Source organism: Streptomyces sp. NPDC040432 (assembly GCF_055595445.1).
In genome coordinates, this window is record NZ_JBVIVP010000007.1 from 164,955 (window position 1) to 185,555 (window position 20,601).

Below are 20,601 nucleotides of genomic sequence, written 5' to 3' on the forward strand. Positions count from 1 at the left end.
TCAACAGAGCTGAGCCGAGGGGGCTCAACCTTTAGGCCTTCCTTACGCGCAACCCGGAGCCCACAGGGCCGTGCGGGGGACGGTCGCCGCGCGGCGCGCCGGGCGCACGGAGGCCGTCCGGCACCGTGCTGGCATGCCCCTGCTGCTCACGCTCCCGACCCGGTGGACCCTGCCCGCACGGCCGCCCGCCAAGCGGGTGCTCGACCTCGCCGGCGCGCTGGCACTGCTGGGCCTGGTGACCGTCCCGCTGCTGCTGGTCGCCGCACCGCTGTACGCGGTCGGCCGCACGGGCGTCCTCGTACGCACCCCGGCCGTCGGCCTCGGCGGCCGACCGTTCCACACCTGGCGACTGCGCACGGAGGGCGCCGGGCGGGTCGGCACGGCGGTCCGGCGGTGCGCACTGGACGGACTGCCGCAACTGCTCAACGTGGTGCGGGGCGAGATGTCCCTGGTCGGACCCCGTCCACAATGCGACACGGATCGACCGGAGCGGCTCCTGGTACGCCCGGGTATGACCGGATTGTGGCAGGTCAGCGCACGGTCCGACCTCCCCTGGGAGGAGATGGCCCTGCTCGACCGGCACTATGTGGAGAGCCATTGGCTGGGGATGGATCTCGCGATCCTCGCGCAGACCCCTCGGGCGGCCTACCGACAGAGGCATGCCTGAGCGACACAGATCACCGCACGCCCACCTACATTGCGGCGCGGGGAATGGGTAACCTCAAGCCTTGACTCAATAAGTTACCGCTTAGTAAGTCCCGCCCGAGGAGCCCTCCCATGCAACTCGCCGCGATCATCGTGTCGCTGGTTCTGACCGTGGTCGGCGTCGCGCTGCTCGCCCGAGCCGTGGCGCAGATCTACCGCTTCGTGAAGCTCGGCCAGCCCGTGCCGGCGGGCAGCCGCACGGACCGCCCGAAGGATCGAACGCTCACCCTGGTCAGGGAGTTCCTCGGCCACAGCCGCATGAACCGCTGGGGCATCGTCGGCTTCGCGCACTGGTTCGTCGCGATCGGCTTCCTGACCCTGCCGCCGACCCTCGCCCAGGCGTACGGTCAGCTCTTCCAGGCCGACTGGACACTGCCGATCATCGGCGGCTTCCTGCCGTTCGAGATGTACATCGAGTTCATCGGCCTCATGACCGTCGTCGGCATCCTCGTGCTGATCGCGATCCGGCTGCTCAGCCTGCCCTCGCGGGCCGGTCGCAAGTCGCGCTTCGCCGGCTCGAAGGCCTGGCAGGCGTACTTCGTCGAGTACATCATTCTCACGATCGGCCTCGCGATCCTCGCGCTGCGCGGCCTTGAGGGCGCCATCCACCACGTGGACTCGTACGACCCGGCGTACTTCGTCTCGTACCCGCTGGTGCTGGCCTTCAAGGGGCTCTCGCTCGGCGCGCTCCAGAACGCCATCTACTTCACCGCGATGATCAAGATCGGCACCTCGCTGATCTGGATGATCGTCGTCTCGCTCAACACCAACATGGGTGTCGCCTGGCACCGCTTCCTCGGCTTCCCGAACATCTGGTTCAAGCGGAACGCCGACGGCGCCGTCGCGCTGGGCGCGCTCCAGCCGATGACCAGCGGCGGCAAGGAGATCGACTTCGAGGACCCGGGCGAGGACGACTCGTTCGGCGTCTCCCAGGTCGAGCAGTTCTCCTGGAAGGGCATCCTCGACTTCTCCACCTGCACCGAGTGCGGTCGCTGCCAGTCGCAGTGCCCCGCCTGGAACACCGGCAAGCCGCTGTCCCCGAAGCTCCTGATCATGTCGCTGCGCGACCACGCGCACGCCAAGGCCCCGTACCTCCTCGCCGGCGGCGGCAAGGACATGGAGGGCAACGAGAAGGCGACCGCCGAGCAGCTGAAGGACGTCCCGGCCGCCGCCCTCGCGGAGGCCGAGCGCCCGCTGATCGGCACCGCCGAGGAGAACGGCGTCATCGACCCGGACGTGCTGTGGTCCTGCACGACCTGCGGCGCGTGCGTCGAGCAGTGCCCCGTCGACATCGAGCACATCGACCACATCGTCGACATGCGCCGCTACCAGGTGATGATCGAGAGCGCGTTCCCGTCCGAGGCGGGCACGATGCTCAAGAACCTGGAGAAGAAGGGCAACCCCTGGGGCCTGGCCAAGAAGCAGCGCGTCGAGTGGACGAAGGAGGTCGACTTCGAGGTCCCGATCATCGGGAAGGACGCGGAGGACCTCTCCGAGTTCGACTACCTGTACTGGGTCGGCTGCGCGGGCGCGCTGGAGGACCGGGCCAAGAAGACCACGAAGGCCTTCGCGGAGCTCCTGAACATCGCGGGCGTCAAGTTCGCGATCATGGGCGGCGACGAGAAGTGCACCGGTGACTCCCCCCGCCGCCTGGGCAACGAGCCGCTGTTCCAGCAGCTCGGCCAGGAGAACGTCGCGATGCTGAACATGGCGTTCGGCGAGGACGACGACGACCCGGCGACGAAGAAGCCGAAGTCGGCGAAGCGGATCGTCTCGACCTGCCCGCACTGCTTCAACACCATCGCGAACGAGTACCCGCAGCTCGGCGGCGAGTACGAGGTCATCCACCACACGCAACTGCTCCAGCACCTCATCGACGAGGGCCGGCTGCTGCCGGTGACCCCGGTCGACGGACTGGTCACCTACCACGACCCCTGCTACCTGGGCCGCCACAACAAGGTCTACACGCCGCCGCGCGAGATCATGTCGTCGGTGCCGGGCCTGCGGCAGCAGGAGATGCACCGCCACAAGGAGCGGGGCTTCTGCTGCGGCGCGGGTGGCGCGCGGATGTGGATGGAGGAGCGGATCGGCAAGCGCATCAACAACGAGCGCGTCGACGAGGCCCTGTCCCTGAACCCGGACATCGTCTCCACCGCCTGCCCGTTCTGCCTGGTCATGCTGACCGACTCGGTCAACGGCAAGAAGAACGACGGCCAGGCCAAGGAGTCCGTGCAGGTCGTCGACGTGGCGCAGCTGCTGCTGGAATCGGTGAAGGCCCCGGAGCCGACGGCGGAGGAACTCGCCGAGGCGCTGGCCGCGCAGGAGGCGGAGGAAGCGGCGGCTGCGGCTGCCGCGGAGGCTGCCGCCGCCGAGAAGGCCGAGGCGGAGGCTGCGGCGAAGGCGAAGGCCGCCGCGGAAGCCGCAGCAGCGGCGAAGGCGAAGGCCGCTGAGGACGCGAAGGCCGAGGCTGCGGCGGCGGCTGCGGCTGCGGTTGTCACGGAGGCGAAGTCCGAGACGGAGACCGAGTCGGCCGAGGCGGTTCCCGCCGCCGAGGACGAGGCCGAGGCCGACTCCCCGACCGCGCCCGCGCCCGCCTCGGCGGCTCCGGCCGCCGAGGCGAAGGCCGAGGACGCGGCGAAGGCCGACTCCGAGATCGCGGCCCCGACCGCTACCGAGGCGGAGGTCAAGACCGCGACGGAGGCCGAGGCGGAAGCCGAGGCAAAGGCCGACGACGTACCGACCGCCGACGCGGAGGCCACGGCCGAGGCGAAGGCCGAGGACGAGCCCGCCGCCGAGCCCGCCGCCGAGGCGGACGCTGCGCCGGAAGCCAAGGCCGACGAGGCCAAGGAAGCCGAGGCCGAAGCCAAGACGGACGACGCCAAGGTCTCCGAGGCCGAAGTCGAGGCGGACGACGCCAAGGGCGACGACGCCAAGGACGAGGCCGGGGCCAAGGGCGGCAAGTAGCCCCGCCCCACTGCGCGCGGCAGCGCAGGCGCAGTACGCAGGAACGGCCGGTCCCCATCGGGGGCCGGCCGTTCCTGTTCTCGTTGACGGGGGGATGGGGCGGGCGGGACCGGGTGGGTCAGCCGCGGCCGCGGCGCAGCATCGCGAAGCCCAGGCCGGCCGCGCCCATCGCGGCCATACCGCCGCCGGCGGCCACCAGCGCGGGGGTGTCGCCCTTGTGGGCGACCCCTTCCGCACCCGCCCGCACGGCGCCCTTGGGCACGATCCGCTCGGACTGCGTCGTTCCGGCGGGCTTCACCGGCAGGACCGGGGCCGGGGCGGGGGCCGGCTTCGCCTTCTCCGCCTTGTACGTCTCGATCAGCTTGCCGGTGGTGAAGTCGTAGACCCAGCTGTCGCCGCCGCTCCTGCCGTCGATGGCGACGAACTTGAATCGCCCGCCGTCGTCCTGGACCAGCTTGTACATCCAGCCGTCCTGCAGCGCGTTCGGGCGCTTCAGGTCGATCGTCACCGGCGGGAGCCCGTTCGGCATGGAGAGCTCGACGCGCTTGCCGCGGTGCCCGTCGACGAGCTTCGCGATCCGCCCGTCGGGCAGGGTGACGCGGACCCGGGTCTCCTTCCTGACGTCCGGCTTCGGCTTCGGCTTCGGCTTCTCGACCGGCTTAGCGACCGGCTTGCCGCCCTCGACCCACGACGTCACCGTCCCGTTCCCGTACAGGGTGACGTGGAGGCCGTTGTGCGTGGCGTTCGTCGACCGGCCGTCGGCGCTGACCAGGGTGCCCACCTTGCGGTCACCGGCGAATATGTCGGCCTCGAAGCGGTGGTCACCGACCTGGTAGACCTTCGCGACGGAACCGTCGGCCAGCCTCACCGTGGTGACGTAGCCGCGCGCCTTCACCGGCGGCGCGGTCGGCTTCGCGACGGGCGGGGCCGTCGGCGTCGTCGGCGGGACGGTCGGAACCACCGACGGGTCCACGGCCGGCTGCTCGATCCCGGGCAGCACCTCGGGCTGCGGAGCCGTCGGGGAGTCCGCGAAGGCGGATCCGACGGGAAGCGCCAGCACGGCGGCGGCTCCCGTGAGGACGGCGGCGGTACGAAGGGTGCTGCGGCGGGTGCTGCGCATGGTGCGGGCTCTTTCCTGCTCGTTCGTGACTCCGTGGCGACGACTCCGACGAAGCTACGGGCCCGATACGTAGGCATTCCGTCGGGAACGTAACGAACCCCCGCAGACTGGCGCGCAGACGGGTAAAACCCCCACCCGGGTGTCCCCTAGGGGATGTCACAGCTCAGCCGCAAAGGCCGCGTGTTCCGGCGGCCCGGCCACCGACGGCCCGCCGAGCAGGTACTTTCGATCACGTGGCTGGATTCAGGATCGGACGCGGCCGGGACAACAACCGCACCCCGCAACAACCCCCGCAACCCCCGCGGCAGCAGCCGTACGGTCAGCAGCAGCGCCAAGCGCCGCAGGCACCGTACGGTCAGCAGCCCTACCCTCCCGCCGGTCCACCCCCGCAACAGCAGTGGCCCCAGCAGGGAGCCGCCGGGGGGCACCACGGCGAGCCCGAGTACTTCGACCCGTACGGCCAGCAGCAGCAGCCGCAGGCCCCGTACGCGGCGCCGCACGAGCCCTCGTACGCGAACAACCCGGGACACACCCAGGCCTTCGTGTTCGGCGAGGACCCGTACAACCAGGGCCCGACCTACCAGGCGGGTTCGGCGGCGGCCGCGCCCGTGGGGCCCCGGTTGCACTGGAAGGAGCTCCTGCGCGGCATCGTGATGCGGCCGGGGCCGACCTTCCACCAGATGCGCGACCACTCGGTCTGGGGTCCGGCGGTGGTCGTGACGTTCCTCTACGGAATGCTGGCCGTCTTCGGCTTCGACAAGGCCCGCGAGGACGCCATCAAGGCGACCCTCACCCAGGCGATCCCGATCGTCCTCACCACGGGGCTGGCGTTCGTCATCTGCGGCCTCATCCTGGGCGCGGTCACCCACACGCTGGCGCGCCAGCTGGGCGGCGACGGGGCCTGGCAGCCGACGGTCGGACTGTCGATGCTGGTCATGACGATCACGGACGCCCCGCGCCTGCTGGTCGCGGTGTTCCTGGGCGGCGACAACATGTTCGTCCAGGTGCTGGGGTGGATCACCTGGCTCGCGGCCGGCGCGCTCTTCACGTCGCTGATCAGCAAGTCGCACGACCTGCCGTGGCCGAAGGCGCTCGGCGCCTCCGCCATCCAGCTGGTCGCCCTGCTGTCGATCATCAAGCTGGGCACGCTCTGACCGCGCCCTGAGCCGTACGCACGAAGGGGCCCGCCGCGCATACCGCGCGGCGGGCCCCTTCGTGGGTGCGTCGGGTCTCAGGCGTCGAGGACCTGGCCCTCGCGCTTGACCACGGGCGGTTCGACCGACCAGGGGAAGTTGATCCACTCGTCGGTCTTCTTCCACACGTACTCGCACTTCACGAGGGAGTGGGACTTCTCGTAGATCACGGCCGACCGGACCTCGGCGACGTGCCCGAGGCAGAAGTCGTGGACCAGCTTGAGCGTCTTGCCGGTGTCGGCGACGTCGTCGGCGATCAGGACCTTCTTGTTCGTGAAGTCGATCGCCTCGGGCACCGGAGCCAGCATGACCGGCATCTCCAGCGTGGTGCCGACGCCCGTGTAGAACTCCACGTTCACGAGGTGGATGTTCTTGCAGTCGAGCGCGTACGCCAGCCCACCCGCGACGAAGACCCCGCCACGGGCGATGCTCAGGATGATGTCGGGCTCGTAGCCGTCGTCGGCGATGGTCTGCGCGAGCTCGCGCACGGCGCGTCCGAAGCCCTCGTAGTCGAGGTTCTCGCGTACTCCGTCAGTCATGCCTCGTGCCTCACCTGGGTGCGGTGGAAGTTCTGGAAGGACCGCGAGGCGGTCGGCCCGCGCTGCCCCTGGTACCGGGACCCGTACCGCTCGCTGCCGTACGGGAACTCCGCCGGCGAGCTGAGACGGAACAGGCAGAGCTGCCCGATCTTCATGCCCGGCCACAACTTGATCGGCAGGGTGGCGAGGTTCGACAGTTCGAGGGTGACGTGACCCGAGAACCCGGGGTCGATGAACCCGGCGGTCGAATGCGTCACCAGACCCAGCCGGCCGAGGCTGGACTTGCCCTCCAACCGGGAGGCGATGTCCTCGGGCAGCGAAATGACCTCGTACGTCGACGCGAGCACGAACTCGCCCGGGTGGAGGATGAACGCCTCGTCCCCCTCCGGCTCGACCATGCGGGTCAGGTCCGGCTGCTCGACGGCGGGGTCGATGTGGGCGTAACGGTGGTTCTCGAAGACCCGGAAGAACCGGTCGAGACGCACATCGATGCTGGAGGGCTGCACCATCGACTCGTCGAAGGGGTCAATGCGAACCCGTCCGCTGTCGATCTCGGCCCGGATGTCTTTGTCGGAGAGAAGCACGTCCCGAGGATACGCAGAGCGCCCGGGCCACCCCCAATCGAGAGCCGGCCCGCGCGCCCACCCGGACTCCCCGGTCAGCGCTTGGCGCCGCCCACGGGCACGGCATGCCTCAGCCGCGCGCACCGCGGGCACCTCAGCAGCCGCCCGGGCCCGATCCGCCCGGCACCGAGGTGCTGGAGCGGGAACGAAGCGGTACTGAAAACGTGCCCTTCGGCACAACGGACGACGGTGTGATCCATCGAGTCCCTTTCCCCAACGAGCCGTACTGCGATGAATCGCCACATTAGGGGATGTTCGGGACGCGCTCCAGCCGCCACTCCCGCCGCCGCACCGCGCCCTAGGCTACGCCCCAACTCCCGCATCCCTGCGCCCCGATGTCACCGGCGACGCGACGCCGCCCACGCGGGGGAATTCACCGCGGGTCGATCATGAGGTACAGTGTGCAACGGTACGGATCCAGGCAACTGGTCCATATTGCGGATGTAGTTTAATGGTAGAACATGAGCTTCCCAAGCTTATAGCGCGGGTTCGATTCCCGTCATCCGCTCTTTAATGAAGGCCCAGGTCACAGACCTGGGCCTTCGTTTTTGTCTAAGGGCTGTCCCGTAAATGATCTCCGAGACGCTTCGGACGTGGTTCCCCGTGGTGTGGGCTGCTCGCCTATCCGGCGAGGGCAAGATTGTGCATGCGTGCGATGCCGGGCATGGCGTGGTGGACTCCGTCGCCTTTGAGGCGGCAGTCGCGGAGGATCTTCCAGGTCTTCATGCGGGCGAAGACGTGCTCGACGCGGGCTCGGACTTGCTTGTGGGAGCGGTTGTGTTCTTCCTTCCAGGCCGGGAGTTCGGCCTGGCCTCGCTCGCGTCGGTGCGGGATCACGAGGCCGGTGCCCCGGTAGCCGCCGTCGGCGATCGTCATGGTCCGGCCGACGGCGGCTTTGGCGCCGGATTCCTCCCAGGCCTTGCAGTCGTTGCGGTTCCCGGCGAGTGGCCGGCCGACCACGACGACCAGGCGGGTGTCGGCGTCGATGACGACCTGGTGGTTGGTGGAGTACCTGTAGTTCTTCGACTGTGCGGCGATCTCGTGGTCGCGCGTTGGCACCAGGGTGCCGTCCACGATCAGCACGGTGTCCTTGGCGAACCGCTTGCGGGGCTGGAGCGCGAGCATCGGCCCGAGGTGGTCGATGATCCGGTCCGCCGCCGACTTCGACACCCCGAACAGCGGTGCAAGCTGCCGCATCGTCAAGTTCGTACGCCAGCACGCCGCGACCAGCAGGGCCCGGTCCTCCAGCGGAAGGCTCCACGGCCGGCCCTTGCGGACCGCATCCGCACCCTCGCGCCGCAGCACCGTCACCAGCTTCCCGAAACAGCGTGGGCTCGGCCCGGTGAACGGGACTATCCAGGACGACTCCGACGCCGTGATCACACCAGCCACAACAAGATCATCTCATCCGCGACCAGCGGTTCCTGGACAGCTCTTGGACCGGCCATAGAGTGCGGTCATGGAATAAGTTCCCTGGTTCGAGTACGACGAAGACGACCTGAGCGTCGCGCAACGCGTGTTCGTAGACGTCCTCGCCGAACGTGCGAGCTCCTGGCGGGTCGACCCACTCGACACAGTCGTGGTACCTCCGGCAAGCACCTCCGGCCGCGAGCTGATCGTCTGGTTGGACATCGTCGATCCGCAACGCAACCAGGGGATCCTGACGGTGGGCGCCCACTTCAACGGATCTGACATCCACGCAGACAAGCTTCACAATCAGCACTTCTCGCTGCCCGAGGACGCGACTGAGTTCACCTTCACAGCTGCCGGAAACCCGACAGAGCTGGCAGAACGGACGGCTGCTTGGTTTGAGGCGGTCCTTGCGCGTCCCCTGGTCCGCTGCGAATGGCAGCACGTGGGAAGAACGTATGCGGTCCGCTACGAGTTCGCCGATACCGGCCGGGGCCTCGTTGAGGGCTTCGAAGAGGCACTCGCACCCCGCCGGCTTCGGAAGCGACTCGCCGCAGAAGGCATTGTCCGAGGCCGGGGACGGATCAACCGCGCCGACCTGGGAGAACCAGACCTGACCACACCGATCAGAGGTGGCCACCCCGATCAGTAGTTACGGGACAGCCTTTAGACCTCTCCACGCCCGCATGCCATGGCGTGCCACAACCGCCCTAGCCGCGTGTTGGGTTGGGAGTGAGCGTCGCCCGCAGCAGGTCCAGGAAGACGGTGACTGCGGGACTGGAGGGGCCGCCCATCCGCCAGGCCAGAGCCACCACCCCGCGCCGGCTGCCCATGGCCGGGCACGGCCATCACTGACCGCGCTGGACCGCCGACAGCACTCCGTGCCACAACGTGTCAGTAGGGGCGGTCAACAGCGGACACCGCCGGTTCGCCCCCGCCCACCGACGGAGCCCTTCACAGATGTTCCCGCAGGTCAGGAGCGCAGTCGCCGCCTCGCGCCGGGTGATTCCCAAGATTATGACGCGGGTTCGATTCCCGTCATCCGCTCCATACGAAAGCCCCAGGTCAGCGACCTGGGGCTTCTTCATTGTCTAGACCTGCGGGACGGCCGCAAGGGGCAGTCCCGCAGGATCCCCGATAAGGGCCCCTGGTCGCCGACCTGGGGCCCTCTCCACCTCAGCGAGTTACATGCGGCTGCGGTTCCTAAGCAGTGACGAACACCGCCAGGCAGCCCGCGCCTCTTCCTCGGCCACCCCTAGCACCCGAGCAAGCCTTTTCCATTCTCGCGACCCGACGATCGAACGATCCAGAGGCTCGCCCAGCTCAAGCCTGCGGTAGGCCGTGTAGGAGACACCGATTGCATCCGCTACCTCCCCGCTTGAAAGCCCGGCCCAAGCCCGTAGGTGAACGAGTTCTTCCTCCCCTCGTTGGACATCAAAGAAGTTCCTCGGACTGCACCCGAAGAAGTCAGCCAACATGTGCAGACGCTTGAGCGACGGCGAGGACACGCCCTGTTCCCACTTCCTCACATCTGCGTACGGGGCTGGGAAGCCTGCTCGGATCGCAAGCTGCCGGGACGACAGGCCGCACGATTGTCCTTCCCGCAGTTCCCGCAGCCTCCGGGGCGAGAAGCCCTTGAGGGTTGGCGCCATGATTCGTCTCCCTCCCCGTGCTACACAGCCCGCTGCAAGGCGTACTGGTTAATGTCCGGAACAGGCTTGGTGGGTGGCAGAAGAACAGACTTGCCGCGACCGGTGGCCCACATGTTCCACGCCGTCACGGTCATGGCCAGCTGCTCGTTGCCGCGGCCGGACCCCTTGGCGCGCAAGAGTGCGTTGCGCAGTAGGAGACGAGCATCACTCTCCTTCGAGATCGCCCCAGTAATAAGGGCGTTGAAGAACGCATCCACTGCTGCATGCTGCTCAACTTGGCGATAGAGCAAGTACGAGCTGGCGATGCCGGCTGACCAAGTCAGCCCGGCACCCTGACGGAGACGATTGGCCGAAGACGAGTAGCCGGAGCACTCCTTGTAGTCGTGCGTCCACTCCACGAACGTGGCTCGGGGCACATGGTTACTCCCCCTCCACATCGACCACGGGATGTCACGACGATGGTCGTAGAAACCGATCAGACGGATGGCGGACGCGATCCCAGTCGCGTTCTTCTCGACCCCAGACATCACGGCCAGGTCTGCGAAGCTTCGCTGCCGGTGAGCGTCCATGTGGACGAACTCTTCATGCGGAACGTTCTCCGCCAACCAGCACACCAGCGGCACTCGGGCCCGAAGCGCCGCATTTGCGCGATGCTTCCCGTTGATGAAGCAGCCATGCGAGCACAGACTGACTGTCTCCGCACTGTCCATTCCCCATCGTCCGGCAGACATGTCCTCTGCTAGGCGCACCATGTGTCGCTGGCTCAGAGGCCTGGGGTTGCATCCCATCACCTCAGTACGAGCGAGCCGCTCGGACACTTCCTCCAACGACATCACCGCCCGGCGGACCGTGACGGGCGTCTCCAACGCATGCCCTACTCCGGCCTTCTCTACGCGCTGGCGATTCTCGATTGGGCTACTCAGACCCGGGAGTGGCAGGGTTGTGTTCACGGTCGCTCTCCTTCTTCACGACGGGGTTTCAGCTGATTCGCACTCTCTGAATACGCCATGGAGAGCGACCGGTTCATCCTTCGGTCACCCTCAAGCGTGCACGAACCGCGCGGCACTCACCCGACTGGCCGCCACCACCGACCGTGAAGACTCTTGGACCAAGAGTGGCCGCCGCTCGCATGGTCGTCGCCCAAGACCCTCAATGTGACGATGCCCTCCAGCTCGAACCGCAGCCCCCTCCGACGAGATACTGACACCAGGACGGGCCACCTCCCACCTGCATCGACCAGCCGCGCCGCCCTCGTTGCAGGACCCCCTGCGCAGCGTGCTCGACGATCCAGGTGCCGCCCTACTGGCCGCGTCGAGTCCCTTCCAGGTCCAACAACCTAGGCTGGTTTGTCGTCTATATCTGCCCAGGGCCCCCGAACCGCTTGCAGGCCGGAAGGCTCCACACCACACCGTGGGCAGATACAGGAACCCGTACGTGGCCAAGCCATCTACCGGCACACCATCGTCGGGTAGTTGACGCCAAGCGGCATGCTGCGGATCGCACAGAGCTCGCGCGAAGGCGAGCTTCTACGGTCACCCCTGTCCAGCCGGTTTCTGGGTTGCAGCGGACTGACAGACAACCGAGGCAAAAACGCCAGAGCCTCGGTCCTCTGTGCAGTCTGTCGGCCACCTGGAATCTCTAGGTGCCGCCGAGCAGCGCCCGGGTGGGGTCTACAGGAACGCAGGACATCGGCGCCAGCAGATCTGCAAGCAAGCGCTGCTGCTCCCGTGCCGCGCCGATAGTGGTGCAGCAGGTCGGCCTGCGGCGGCATGCCGGCACGACAGAATCCGAGTCGCTTCAGCGACGCAGTCAAACGGCCAAGCCCTGCTGGTCACACTGCACGTCGACCAAGACATCCAGATCGGCATTCACCGCTGGTGGAAGACCATCCCCCAAGCTGGGCACAAACACCATCTGCCCACCGAGCACCGACCATGTGTCCCATACTTGCTCCGACAGGTTGAACAGCATGCCCACAGCTCCACCAGCGGAGCAACGAACGGGTGCCGTTCCCGCCACATGTCCGGTACCTCAGCGTTCATGGTCGCGGCTTCCGAGAGCGTGACAGCAGAGTCCTCACCACCACTGGCTGCATGCGAGGTCTCTCACAAGCTATTCACCGAGCGGGGAAGCATTTCAGCCCGACAGGCCTCTAAACGCGTGCCTCATCCGTGCCCTACAGGACGGCGAACAGCGGTCAACACCGGTACACGCGAACTCTCACAACCGCCCACTCCACGGGCTGTTCCCGCAGGTCAGAGACCATACAACTGAGCTTCACACCATAGATTCCCAAGCTTATAGCGCGGGTTCGATTCCCGTCATCCGCTCCACGACAAAGCCCCAGGTCAGCGACCTGGGGCTTTTGTGTTGCCCGGATGCCTCGGGGCCACGTGCCATTTCCCGCAACACAAGTGGCCTCGCCCCGGGTCGAATTGGGTCCCGGGCCGATACCCACCGCGACGGGGTGGGCGCGCGACCCTCGCCAGGGCCTGAATGCCTTCGAGTACCTCGGCGCCCGTGGCACGCCGGAGGGGCCGCCGAGGCACTGGAACATCACGCCCGATACGAGCGCCGGCCGCACGGTCCCGAGGGTGCGGACGGAGGTCTCCGTCACGTCCTCCTCGCGGACGCCGTCCGGGATGGCCGCCATGCCGCGCCGCCCCAGCTGAGGTTCTGGAAGTACCTCAGCGGGCACCGATCGGGTCCGGGCCCGGCCGGCGCGTGCCGGTCGGGCCCTCCCGTGGAGCCGAGGGACCCCTGCGTGCAGGGCGGGTCAGTGGTTGGAGTAGCTGAAGTCGCCCATGGTCCAGGCGGTGACGTCCGCGATCGAGACGCGGTACATCCCGCCCGTCTCCGGGATCCCCACGGTGCCCTGGAGGATGCGGGCCACGTGGAAGTGCAGATGGGTGGGTGGCCCCTCCCGGGGTGTCGTGGCGGTGAAGATGGCGGCGAACCCGCCCAGGTGGGCGGAGTCCGTCAGGACCTCCGACACCCGCTGCCTCCACACGGCTTCGGGCGCCAGGCGACCGGTGATGACGGCACCACCGGTGACCACGGTCAGGGACATCTGATTGCTCTGCCCGGACTCCACCAGGGTGGCCACGTCCACGAGCAGTTCGTCAGGCTTCGACATGGAAGCCCATTTTATGCGCCGGTCGTGCTGTCGGCGTGTGCCGGCCGGATTCACCCGGTACCGCCGTACGGGTCAGGGGTGGGCGCGCACGGAACGCCCGACCGGCGCGACGGGGACGGGCCTCCCCGTGCCGCTGACCTGCGGCGACGACCGGACTCCACATTCTGAACCGAGCAGAAAAAGCTACCTCGCCCCAGCAGGCGCAAAAATCTGTCCCGGCCGGAGTAGACATTGGGTGGTGGCGTGACTATGGTTTCTCTCGTAGCCCAGAGGAACAGAACGGTCCGGCAGAGACGAACTGCCGGGAGCAGCAAGGAAGTTGAAGTACGCATCACGGTGCGGTGGTGGAGTTCCGAAGCCAGGGTTGTTGCAGGACGGCGACGGGGCTGACGACCGCACCGGGGGGCCCGCAGTGATCAGGGGCCGCCGTGAGCAGTACCCGGCAGAGACGCAGTGAGCAGCGTCCCGGTGAAGGCGTCGGCTGCGGACGCGCGCATCGGGAGGTTCGGCGCCGGCACACGGAGCCGGAGCAGTCGCAGTGCAGCACGGAAACAGTTGATCACCGAGGGAAGAACGGAGGGGCCGAGCACCATCTGGATCGCCCGGGCGGATGTCCGAGCCCGGGTACCGCAGGACATCGACAGTGAGGTGGTCTCCGGTCAAGCAACCGCGATCCCCGCGTTCCCGACAGCATCCCGGTCGGGTCGGCGGACACAGAAGGCCGGCGCAGGACCAGGGCCGGCAGATGGTGTAGTAGTTCCTTCGGGGCCCTGGTGCCATTGGCACCAGGGCCCCTCCACGCGTTCCATGGAAGAGGTTCAGTGACAGCAGACGCCTCGTTCGGCCGTCTCGACGACGACGATTACCCCGCCTACACCATGGGCCGGGCCGCAGACATGCTCGGCACCACCCAGGGCTTCCTCCGCGCCATCGGGGAGGCCCGGCTGATCACCCCGCTCCGCTCGGAGGGCGGCCACCGCCGCTACTCCCGCTACCAGCTGCGCATCGCGGCGCGCGCCCGCGAACTCGTCGACCAGGGCACCCCCATCGAGGCGGCCTGCCGGATCGTCATCCTTGAGGACCAGCTCGAAGAGGCGCAACGCATCAACGCCGAATACCGCCGCGCCGCCGCATCGTCCGACCCGTCCGACCCGTCCACCTCGGCCCCGGCCTCGGCCCCGGCCTGAGGTGAGCACTGACTTCCTCCGACCCGAACCCGAACTCGCACCCGAACTCGGCCGGCGCCGCTCCTGCTTGGCGTCCGAAGGCCGGGGCGCGAGGAGGGACGGCCATGCTCCGAGTGGTTCAGGGGCGGGTGAAGCGGGTGCCCGAGGGGGATTCCGGGAGCCGGCCCGGGGGGAGTTTGCGGCCGTGGGCGACGAGGAGGAGGTCCTGAGCGGTGCCGTGGAGAGGGGCGCCGGCGCCGAAGGACCAGTCGAGGTCCGTGGCGCGCAGCTCGATGCCGTCGAGGCCGGGGCGGAAGAACTTGAGCGTTCGGGCGTCGACGCGGTCGAGCAGGACGCGCAGGCGGTCCTCGGGCACCCGGCGGTCGAGGCCGAGCGCGACCGTGATGTCCAGGCCGTGCACGACGTCGTGGGCCAGCGCCATCGGCGGGCCGCCGACCGGTGGGGTCCACGGATGGTCCGCGTTGTCCCGCTGGAACGCGGCGAGTTGGCGGGGCGGGTACGCGGCGGCGTCCCGGCGTGCGCACGCGTCGGTCATCCGGTGGAGGCGTCCGCCCGCCCTGACGAGTTCCCGCGCCGTCTTCACGAGGGAGTACCGGAACCCCGTCGTCATGTGGGCCGCGACCTCACGCACCCGCCATCCCGCACACAGGCTCGGAGCGTTCCAGCTCTCGGCCGGTAGATCGTCCAACAGGTCTGCCGGCTCCCGGCGTTCGGCTGCGATGACCGCTGCGAGTTCCGTGGTGTCCGCCATGCGTCCAGGGTGACCGCGGGGGCGGTCGGAAGTCCAAGAGCCTCTTGTGCTGGTTCCTAGAATCCTCGGTTATGGAGCTTCGGCAGTTGCTGTACTTCGTCACGGTGGTGGAGGAGGCCGGCTTCACGCGGGCCGCCGCCCGACTGCACCTGGCCCAGCCGGGGATCAGCGCGCAGATCCGGCAACTGGAACGGGAGCTCGGACAGCCGCTGCTGGACCGCTCGGGCCGGTCGGTGACGCCGACGGAGGTGGGCCGGGCCCTGCTGCCGTACGCGCGGGCCGCGCTCGCCGCCGTCGAGGGTGCCCGCCAGGTGGCGGACGCGTTCGGTGGACTGCTGCGCGGACGGGTCACCATCGGGGTGCTCTCCGGGGCCGCCGTCCACGAGTTCGACCTGGCCGCCGTCCTGGCCTCGTTCCACGAACGGCACCCGCACATCGAGGTCGCGGTGACGGAGGACTCGTCGGAGCGGATGCTGGACGCGCTGCGGGAAGGTCTGCTGGACCTCGCGCTGATCGGACTCGCGGACGAGGACCCGCCGGCCGGGATCCGTCTCCAGGTCCTGATCGACGAGCCGTTGGTCGCCGCCGTCGCTCCCGACGACCCCCTCGTCGCCCAAGCCGACAGCGACGGCCGGGGCGTTCCGCTGGAGGCGCTGCGCGACCGGCCGGTGATCGGCCTGCCGCGCGGCACCGGCAGCCGCGGCGTGCTGGAACGCGCCTGCGCGCGGGCGGGGTTCCGGCCGCGCGTGGTGTTCGAGGCGGCCGATTGGCGGTTCCTGGGACAGTTGGCCGCCCGGGGCCTCGGGGTGGCCGTCGTACCGGGGGTTCCGGCGGACCTGGCGGAAGCCCTGGGCCTGCGGATCCTGGCCTTCGCCGAGCCGCAGCCGCGCGCCCGGGTCGCCCTCGCCTGGCGGGCCGCCGGACCGACCGGCCCGGCCGCCGGAGCGCTGCTGGAGCGCCTGCGGACCGAGCTCGCCGCCGATGCGGACACGGATACGGATACGGATACGGGTGCCGACCCGGCCGCGGGTGCCGACCCGGATGCCGCCGGAGCGCCCGCTCCGTCCGGCCGACCGGGGCCCGACCGGTTGTGGAATAGTTGATTGCCCCATATTCGGGCGATTCGGCCCCTTCGGTCGTGGCTTCGAGAAAGCCCTGGAGAGGGCCCGGTCGGGGCGCCGGACCGCCGTTCACGAGGGCTGTGATGCCGGCATGAGGAACCCCCGGTCCCCAGGCGCCCCATACCGCCGACTTCGTCGTACGGCCGGGGTCGCCCCCTGTGCGGCCCTGCTGATCGTGGGCTGCGCCCTGCCGGCCGGGGCGGGCGCCGCGTCCGCCGCCGGCCCGGCGGCGACGGCGAGCGCGACGGAGGCCGCCACCCCGCGCCCGCCGGCCCTGGAACCCGTCGATCCGGCCGCCCTGCGGTCCGCGGTGGAGGCGGCGGCGAAGAAGTTGATGGTGCCGGGTGCGGTCGTGCTGCTCCGCACCCCGCAGGGCACCGTCCGGACGGCCGTCGGCACGACCGAGCTCGGGGCCTCCGACCGTCCCACGACGGCCGACCACTTCCGGATCGCCTCCAACACCAAGACCATGACCGCCGCCCTGATCATGCTGCTGGCGCAGGACGGGAAGCTGAAGCTCGACGATCCGGTGTCCGCGTACGTCCCCGGCGTGCCGAACGGCGAGCACATCACCCTCGCCGACCTGCTGAGGATGCGCAGCGGGCTCCACAACCACACCGACGCGCCCGAGCTCGCGGCGCGGATGGACTCCGACCCGGGCAGGGCCGTGACACCGCGCGAGATGCTCGACATCGCGTTCCGGCACGGCCCGAACTTCGCACCCGACGCGTCCTACGAGTACAGCAACACCAACTACGTCCTGCTGGGCCTCGTCGCCGAGAAGGCGGGCGGTGGACCGTTGGCCCGGCAGCTCCACGACCGGCTGTACGCGCCGCTCGGGCTGGCGGGCACCTCGCTGCCCGCCGCCGACGACACCACCCTGCCCAGCCCGTACGCGCACGGCTACATGTACGGCGGATCGGCGTACGCGCTGGTGGACGAGCCCTACCCCGCCGAGCTGACGGCGGCGGCGCGCTCCGGGAGGCTCAAGCCGGTCGACTACACCCACCAGAACCCCTCGTACGCATCCGCGGCCGGCGGCGCCGTCTCCACCGCCGACGACCTGGGCACCTGGATCCGGGCCCTGGTCACGGGCAAGGTCCTCGACCCCGCCGTCCAGAAGCAGTGGCTCGACAGCCCGCGGGCCGAGGACCCGGCCGCGCCGGACGGGCAGAAGTACGGGTACGGAATCTCCTACCAGCGCTTCGCCCCGGGGGCCGCGATGTACTACCACGGCGGCGAACTGCCCGGCTTCAACTCCTTCATCGGCCACGACCCGGCCAACGACGTCACGCTCGTCATCTGGACGAACCTGACCCTGTCGCCCGACGGCAGGACGACGGCCAACGCCCTGCTGCCCACCGTCCTCAACCAGGTCTACGGCCTCTCGCTGCCCACCGTCACCGACTAGGGCCTGTCGTCGAAGTCCCACCGTCGCCCGGAGGCAGACGGGAGTTCGACGACGGGTCCTGGCGGGCCCGCGCGGCCCGCACCGGACGGCGCGGGCGGGCGTGCACCCGATGGGCCCAACCGGAGGTGCGCGGCGCGGGGTGGCACGTGCCCAATGGCAGGAGGCGGCATTCCGCCCCAGCCGTTCCCGGGAGTGCCATGACCCTGCCGTCCGACCCGCCCGCGCCGCCGGACCCGCCGCGACCGCCGGACCCGCCGCGACGGCCCGAGCCCGCCGGGCCGCCCGAGCCCGGCCGACCGCGGCGCGTCGTGCGGAGCGCGTTCTCGGCCGTGATGATCACCCTCGCCTGCCTGCTCGTCCCGCTTTCCCTGATCACCGTCTGGGTGCACGACATCGTGCTGGACACCGACCGCTACGTGTCCACCGTCGCGCCCCTCGCCTCGAACCCGGCGATCGAGGCGGCGGCCGTGCACCGGATCGGCGAGGCGGCGGACGTACGGGTCGACGGGGCCCGCATCACCGCCGACCTGGCGAAGTGGCTGGAGGAACAGGGGCTGCCCCCGAGGGTGGGAACAGCCGTCAAGGCGCTCGGGCCCTCCCTCGACTCCGCCGCCGACGAGGCCGTGTCGAAGGTCGCGACCCGCTTCGTCGAGAGCGACCGGTTCGAGTCGCTCTGGACGAATGCCAACCGTCTCGCCCACGGGGCCGTGGTGCGCGCGCTCACCGGCCACGGCCGCGGCGCGATCGAGGTCGACGGCGGCACCGTCACCCTCGACCTGGGCACCGCCGTGGAGACCGTCAAGAAGGAACTCGTCGACGCCGGGCTCTCCCCGGCCGCGAAGATCCCGGACGTCAACAAGCAGATGGTCCTCCTCCACTCCGACGAGCTGAAGAAGATCAGGGGCGCGGTCCGCCTCCTCGACGTCGTCGGCAACTGGCTGCCCCTGCTGACCGTGGCCCTCGCGGCGGCCGGCGTGCTGCTCGCCCGGCGCCGCCGCCGGGCCCTGGTGACCACCGCCCTCTGTGCCGCCGCCGCCTGCCTCCTGGTCGGCATCGCGCTGGTCGTCGTACGCCACCACTACCTCGACCACCTGCCCGCGCAGGTGGAGTCCCCGGCGGCCGCGGCGGCGGTATTCGACACGCTCGTGCGGTTCCTGCGGGTCGCCCTGCGGACCGCCATCGTGCTCGGGGTCGTCGTCGCGCTCGGCGCGTACCTGACGGGGCCCGGCCGGTTGCCGCGCGGCGTGCGCGGCCGGGCGGAACGCACCGCCGACTCCACCGCACGGTGGGGCGCCGCACACGGGGTGCACGGCGGGCGCGCCGGTACCTGGATCGAGGCGAACCGGCGCTGGGTGACCGCGGTGGTGGTGGCCGTCATCGCCGTCGTGTTCGCCCTGTGGAACCACCCGACGGTGCTCACGGTGCTGCTGCTGGTGCTGGTCCTGCTCGCGGTCCTCGCCGTGCTCGCCCTGCTGGCCGCCGCCGGCCGGGCCGCCGGGGGCGACCCGCGCGGGCCCGGGGACGGGGGTGCGGCCCGTGCCGGCCCCTGACCGGCGTGGGCACGGGTCCCTGTTCCAGCGGCCGACGCGGGCGGTCCGCCGGGACCTGTCGCAGCTGATCTGCGCGGTCGTCGGACTGCTGCTGGGGCTGGTGACCCCGATGATGTCGGCGGGGCCCCGGGTCGACGCCGGACGCGCGGCGAACCTGCTGTTCACGATCGGGTTCGGCGTGATCGGCCTGGTCAGCATCATCTACTCGATGCTGTTCCTGGTCGTGCAGTTCTCGGCCGGCGCCTTCACCCCGCGCCTGGCGCTGTTCCGGGACGAGCCGATCGTCTGGCGCGCCTTCGCCTTCACCGTCGGCGTGTTCGTCTTCTGCGTCGCCTCGGGGCTGTCCATCGGCGTCGGCCACAGCGTCTCGGCCCTCGTCCCCGGCCTGGCCATGCTGGCCGCGTTGATCGCGATCGGTCTCATGCGGTCACTGCAGACGAAGGCGTTCGACTCGATCCAGCTCGGCCATTCGCTGACCGCCATCTGCGACCGCGCCCACCGCCTGTTCGACGACCTGTACGACCGTCCGTACGACCCGGGCCGGGAGGCGCTTCCCCCGCCGGGGGACGGCGCCGGGGGCACCCTGGTCCGCTGGTCGGGGCCGGCGGCCGTGGTCCGGCGGATCGACGTGCGCGCGCTGGTCGCCCTCGCGGAGGAACACGACTGCGCGATCGCGTTCCGTGTCACCCCCGGCTCGCCCGTGTGGCGCGGCACGGTGCTCGCCGAGGTGTCGGGCGGCGGCGGCCCGCCCCCGACGGCGCTCACGGCCGCCGTGACCACCGGGTCCGAGCGCACCTTCGACCAGGATCCCGACCTGCCGTTCCGGCTCCTCGCCGACATCGCACTGCGGGCGCTGTCCCCGGCCGTCAACGACCCGGCGACGGCGGTCGAGAGCATGGACCGCACGGAGGACCTGCTGACCCGTCTGGCCGACCGCGACCTCGGTATCGGACGGTTCCCCGACAGGTCGGGCCGGCTGCGGGTGACGATCCCGGTCCCCGACTGGGAGCAGTACGTCGCCACCGCGGTCGACGAGCTCTCCTTCGCCGCCGAGGGCTCCCCGATGGCCCTGCGCAGGCTCCGCGACCTGCTGGCCCGGCTGGAGGACCGCTGCCCCGACGGGCGGCGCGCGGTCGTACGGGAGCGCCTGCGCCGGGTCGACCGTACGGGTGTCGCGGCGCATCCGCTGGTGTGGGCCGCCCTCGCGGCTCCGTAGCGGGGCCCTCGGGTCGCGCGGAG

General features: G+C 69.8%; 17 protein-coding genes, 1 tRNA gene and 1 pseudogene. 10 read left to right on the plus strand and 9 right to left on the minus strand.

Annotated features, from left to right (window positions below; genetic code table 11):
* Positions 1 to 133 precede the first annotated feature (133 nt).
* Complete coding sequence (locus ACZ58N_RS18040) at positions 134 to 667, plus strand: sugar transferase (RefSeq protein WP_471160475.1); 534 nt, start codon at positions 134 to 136, stop codon at positions 665 to 667.
* A gap of 110 nt (positions 668 to 777) precedes the next feature.
* Positions 778 to 3,000, plus strand: a pseudogene (locus ACZ58N_RS18045) ((Fe-S)-binding protein); the annotation flags it as partial.
* Positions 3,001 to 3,787: 787 nt separating this feature from the next.
* On the opposite strand, the gene ACZ58N_RS18050 reads toward ACZ58N_RS18045, so the two are convergent.
* A complete protein-coding gene (locus tag ACZ58N_RS18050) occupies positions 3,788 to 4,789 on the minus strand; it encodes a hypothetical protein (protein WP_471160478.1) in 1,002 nt (333 codons plus the stop codon).
* A 233-nt stretch (positions 4,790 to 5,022) separates the two neighbouring features.
* Between ACZ58N_RS18050 and ACZ58N_RS18055 the strand changes: the two genes are divergently transcribed.
* On the plus strand, positions 5,023 to 5,943 hold the full coding sequence (locus ACZ58N_RS18055) for a Yip1 family protein (RefSeq protein WP_471160481.1): 921 nt from the start codon (positions 5,023 to 5,025) through the stop codon (positions 5,941 to 5,943).
* A gap of 77 nt (positions 5,944 to 6,020) precedes the next feature.
* Here ACZ58N_RS18055 and ACZ58N_RS18060 read toward each other — a convergent pair whose 3' ends face one another.
* Positions 6,021 to 6,521, minus strand: a complete 501-nt coding sequence (locus ACZ58N_RS18060; RefSeq protein ID WP_281208127.1) for a phosphoribosyltransferase — start codon at positions 6,519 to 6,521, stop codon at positions 6,021 to 6,023.
* The gene (gene dcd / locus ACZ58N_RS18065) at positions 6,518 to 7,105 is read right to left on the minus strand and encodes a dCTP deaminase (protein ID WP_281208126.1); all 588 of its coding nucleotides are present in this window, start codon (positions 7,103 to 7,105) and stop codon (positions 6,518 to 6,520) included. Before dcd ends, ACZ58N_RS18060 begins: the two co-directional genes overlap by 4 nt.
* A 476-nt stretch (positions 7,106 to 7,581) precedes the next feature.
* Between dcd and ACZ58N_RS18070 the strand changes: the two genes are divergently transcribed.
* Positions 7,582 to 7,652, plus strand: a tRNA-Gly gene (locus tag ACZ58N_RS18070).
* Positions 7,653 to 7,765: 113 nt separating this feature from the next.
* On the opposite strand, the gene ACZ58N_RS18075 is transcribed toward ACZ58N_RS18070, so the two are convergent.
* Entirely contained in the window at positions 7,766 to 8,536 is a 771-nt protein-coding gene (locus ACZ58N_RS18075) for a transposase (RefSeq protein ID WP_471160484.1), read from the minus strand.
* 124 nt (positions 8,537 to 8,660) lie between these two features.
* Here ACZ58N_RS18075 and ACZ58N_RS18080 point away from each other — a divergent pair, with 124 nt between their 5' ends.
* The gene (locus tag ACZ58N_RS18080) at positions 8,661 to 9,206 is read left to right on the plus strand and encodes a hypothetical protein (RefSeq protein ID WP_471160487.1); all 546 of its coding nucleotides are present in this window, start codon (positions 8,661 to 8,663) and stop codon (positions 9,204 to 9,206) included.
* 532 nt (positions 9,207 to 9,738) lie between these two features.
* On the opposite strand, the gene ACZ58N_RS18085 is transcribed toward ACZ58N_RS18080, so the two are convergent.
* The 4 genes from ACZ58N_RS18085 to ACZ58N_RS18100 all read right to left on the minus strand — a co-directional run bounded on the left by ACZ58N_RS18085 (position 9,739) and on the right by ACZ58N_RS18100 (position 13,342).
* A complete protein-coding gene (locus ACZ58N_RS18085) occupies positions 9,739 to 10,206 on the minus strand; it encodes a helix-turn-helix transcriptional regulator (protein WP_471160490.1) in 468 nt (155 codons plus the stop codon).
* 20 nt (positions 10,207 to 10,226) lie between these two features.
* The gene (locus tag ACZ58N_RS18090; RefSeq protein WP_471160492.1) at positions 10,227 to 11,156 is read right to left on the minus strand and encodes a hypothetical protein; all 930 of its coding nucleotides are present in this window, start codon (positions 11,154 to 11,156) and stop codon (positions 10,227 to 10,229) included.
* 859 nt (positions 11,157 to 12,015) lie between these two features.
* Positions 12,016 to 12,177 carry a hypothetical protein gene (locus ACZ58N_RS18095; RefSeq protein ID WP_471160495.1) on the minus strand — a complete coding sequence of 54 codons (162 nt, stop codon included), beginning with the start codon at positions 12,175 to 12,177 and terminating at the stop codon, positions 12,016 to 12,018.
* Between the two features lie 805 nt (positions 12,178 to 12,982).
* Positions 12,983 to 13,342 carry a hypothetical protein gene (locus tag ACZ58N_RS18100; RefSeq protein ID WP_471160498.1) on the minus strand — a complete coding sequence of 120 codons (360 nt, stop codon included), beginning with the start codon at positions 13,340 to 13,342 and terminating at the stop codon, positions 12,983 to 12,985.
* A gap of 821 nt (positions 13,343 to 14,163) precedes the next feature.
* Here ACZ58N_RS18100 and ACZ58N_RS18105 point away from each other — a divergent pair.
* Entirely contained in the window at positions 14,164 to 14,529 is a 366-nt protein-coding gene (locus ACZ58N_RS18105) for a MerR family transcriptional regulator (protein WP_471160501.1), read from the plus strand.
* 118 nt (positions 14,530 to 14,647) lie between these two features.
* Here the strand turns inward: ACZ58N_RS18105 and ACZ58N_RS18110 are convergent, their stop codons facing one another.
* Positions 14,648 to 15,280, minus strand: a complete 633-nt coding sequence (locus tag ACZ58N_RS18110; protein WP_471160503.1) for a maleylpyruvate isomerase family mycothiol-dependent enzyme — start codon at positions 15,278 to 15,280, stop codon at positions 14,648 to 14,650.
* Positions 15,281 to 15,351: 71 nt separating this feature from the next.
* Here ACZ58N_RS18110 and ACZ58N_RS18115 point away from each other — a divergent pair, with 71 nt between their 5' ends.
* The 4 genes from ACZ58N_RS18115 to ACZ58N_RS18130 all read left to right on the plus strand — a co-directional run bounded on the left by ACZ58N_RS18115 (position 15,352) and on the right by ACZ58N_RS18130 (position 20,578).
* On the plus strand, positions 15,352 to 16,383 hold the full coding sequence (locus ACZ58N_RS18115) for a LysR family transcriptional regulator (protein WP_471160506.1): 1,032 nt from the start codon (positions 15,352 to 15,354) through the stop codon (positions 16,381 to 16,383).
* Positions 16,384 to 16,492: 109 nt separating this feature from the next.
* A complete protein-coding gene (locus ACZ58N_RS18120; RefSeq protein WP_471160508.1) occupies positions 16,493 to 17,812 on the plus strand; it encodes a serine hydrolase domain-containing protein in 1,320 nt (439 codons plus the stop codon).
* Between the two features lie 197 nt (positions 17,813 to 18,009).
* Positions 18,010 to 19,362: a hypothetical protein gene (locus ACZ58N_RS18125; protein WP_471160511.1), complete on the plus strand. Its 1,353-nt coding sequence runs from the start codon at positions 18,010 to 18,012 to the stop codon at positions 19,360 to 19,362.
* Positions 19,349 to 20,578: a DUF2254 family protein gene (locus ACZ58N_RS18130; RefSeq protein WP_471160514.1), complete on the plus strand. Its 1,230-nt coding sequence runs from the start codon at positions 19,349 to 19,351 to the stop codon at positions 20,576 to 20,578. The genes ACZ58N_RS18125 and ACZ58N_RS18130 overlap by 14 nt, the downstream gene beginning before the upstream one ends.
* The last annotated feature ends 23 nt before the right edge of the window (positions 20,579 to 20,601 follow it).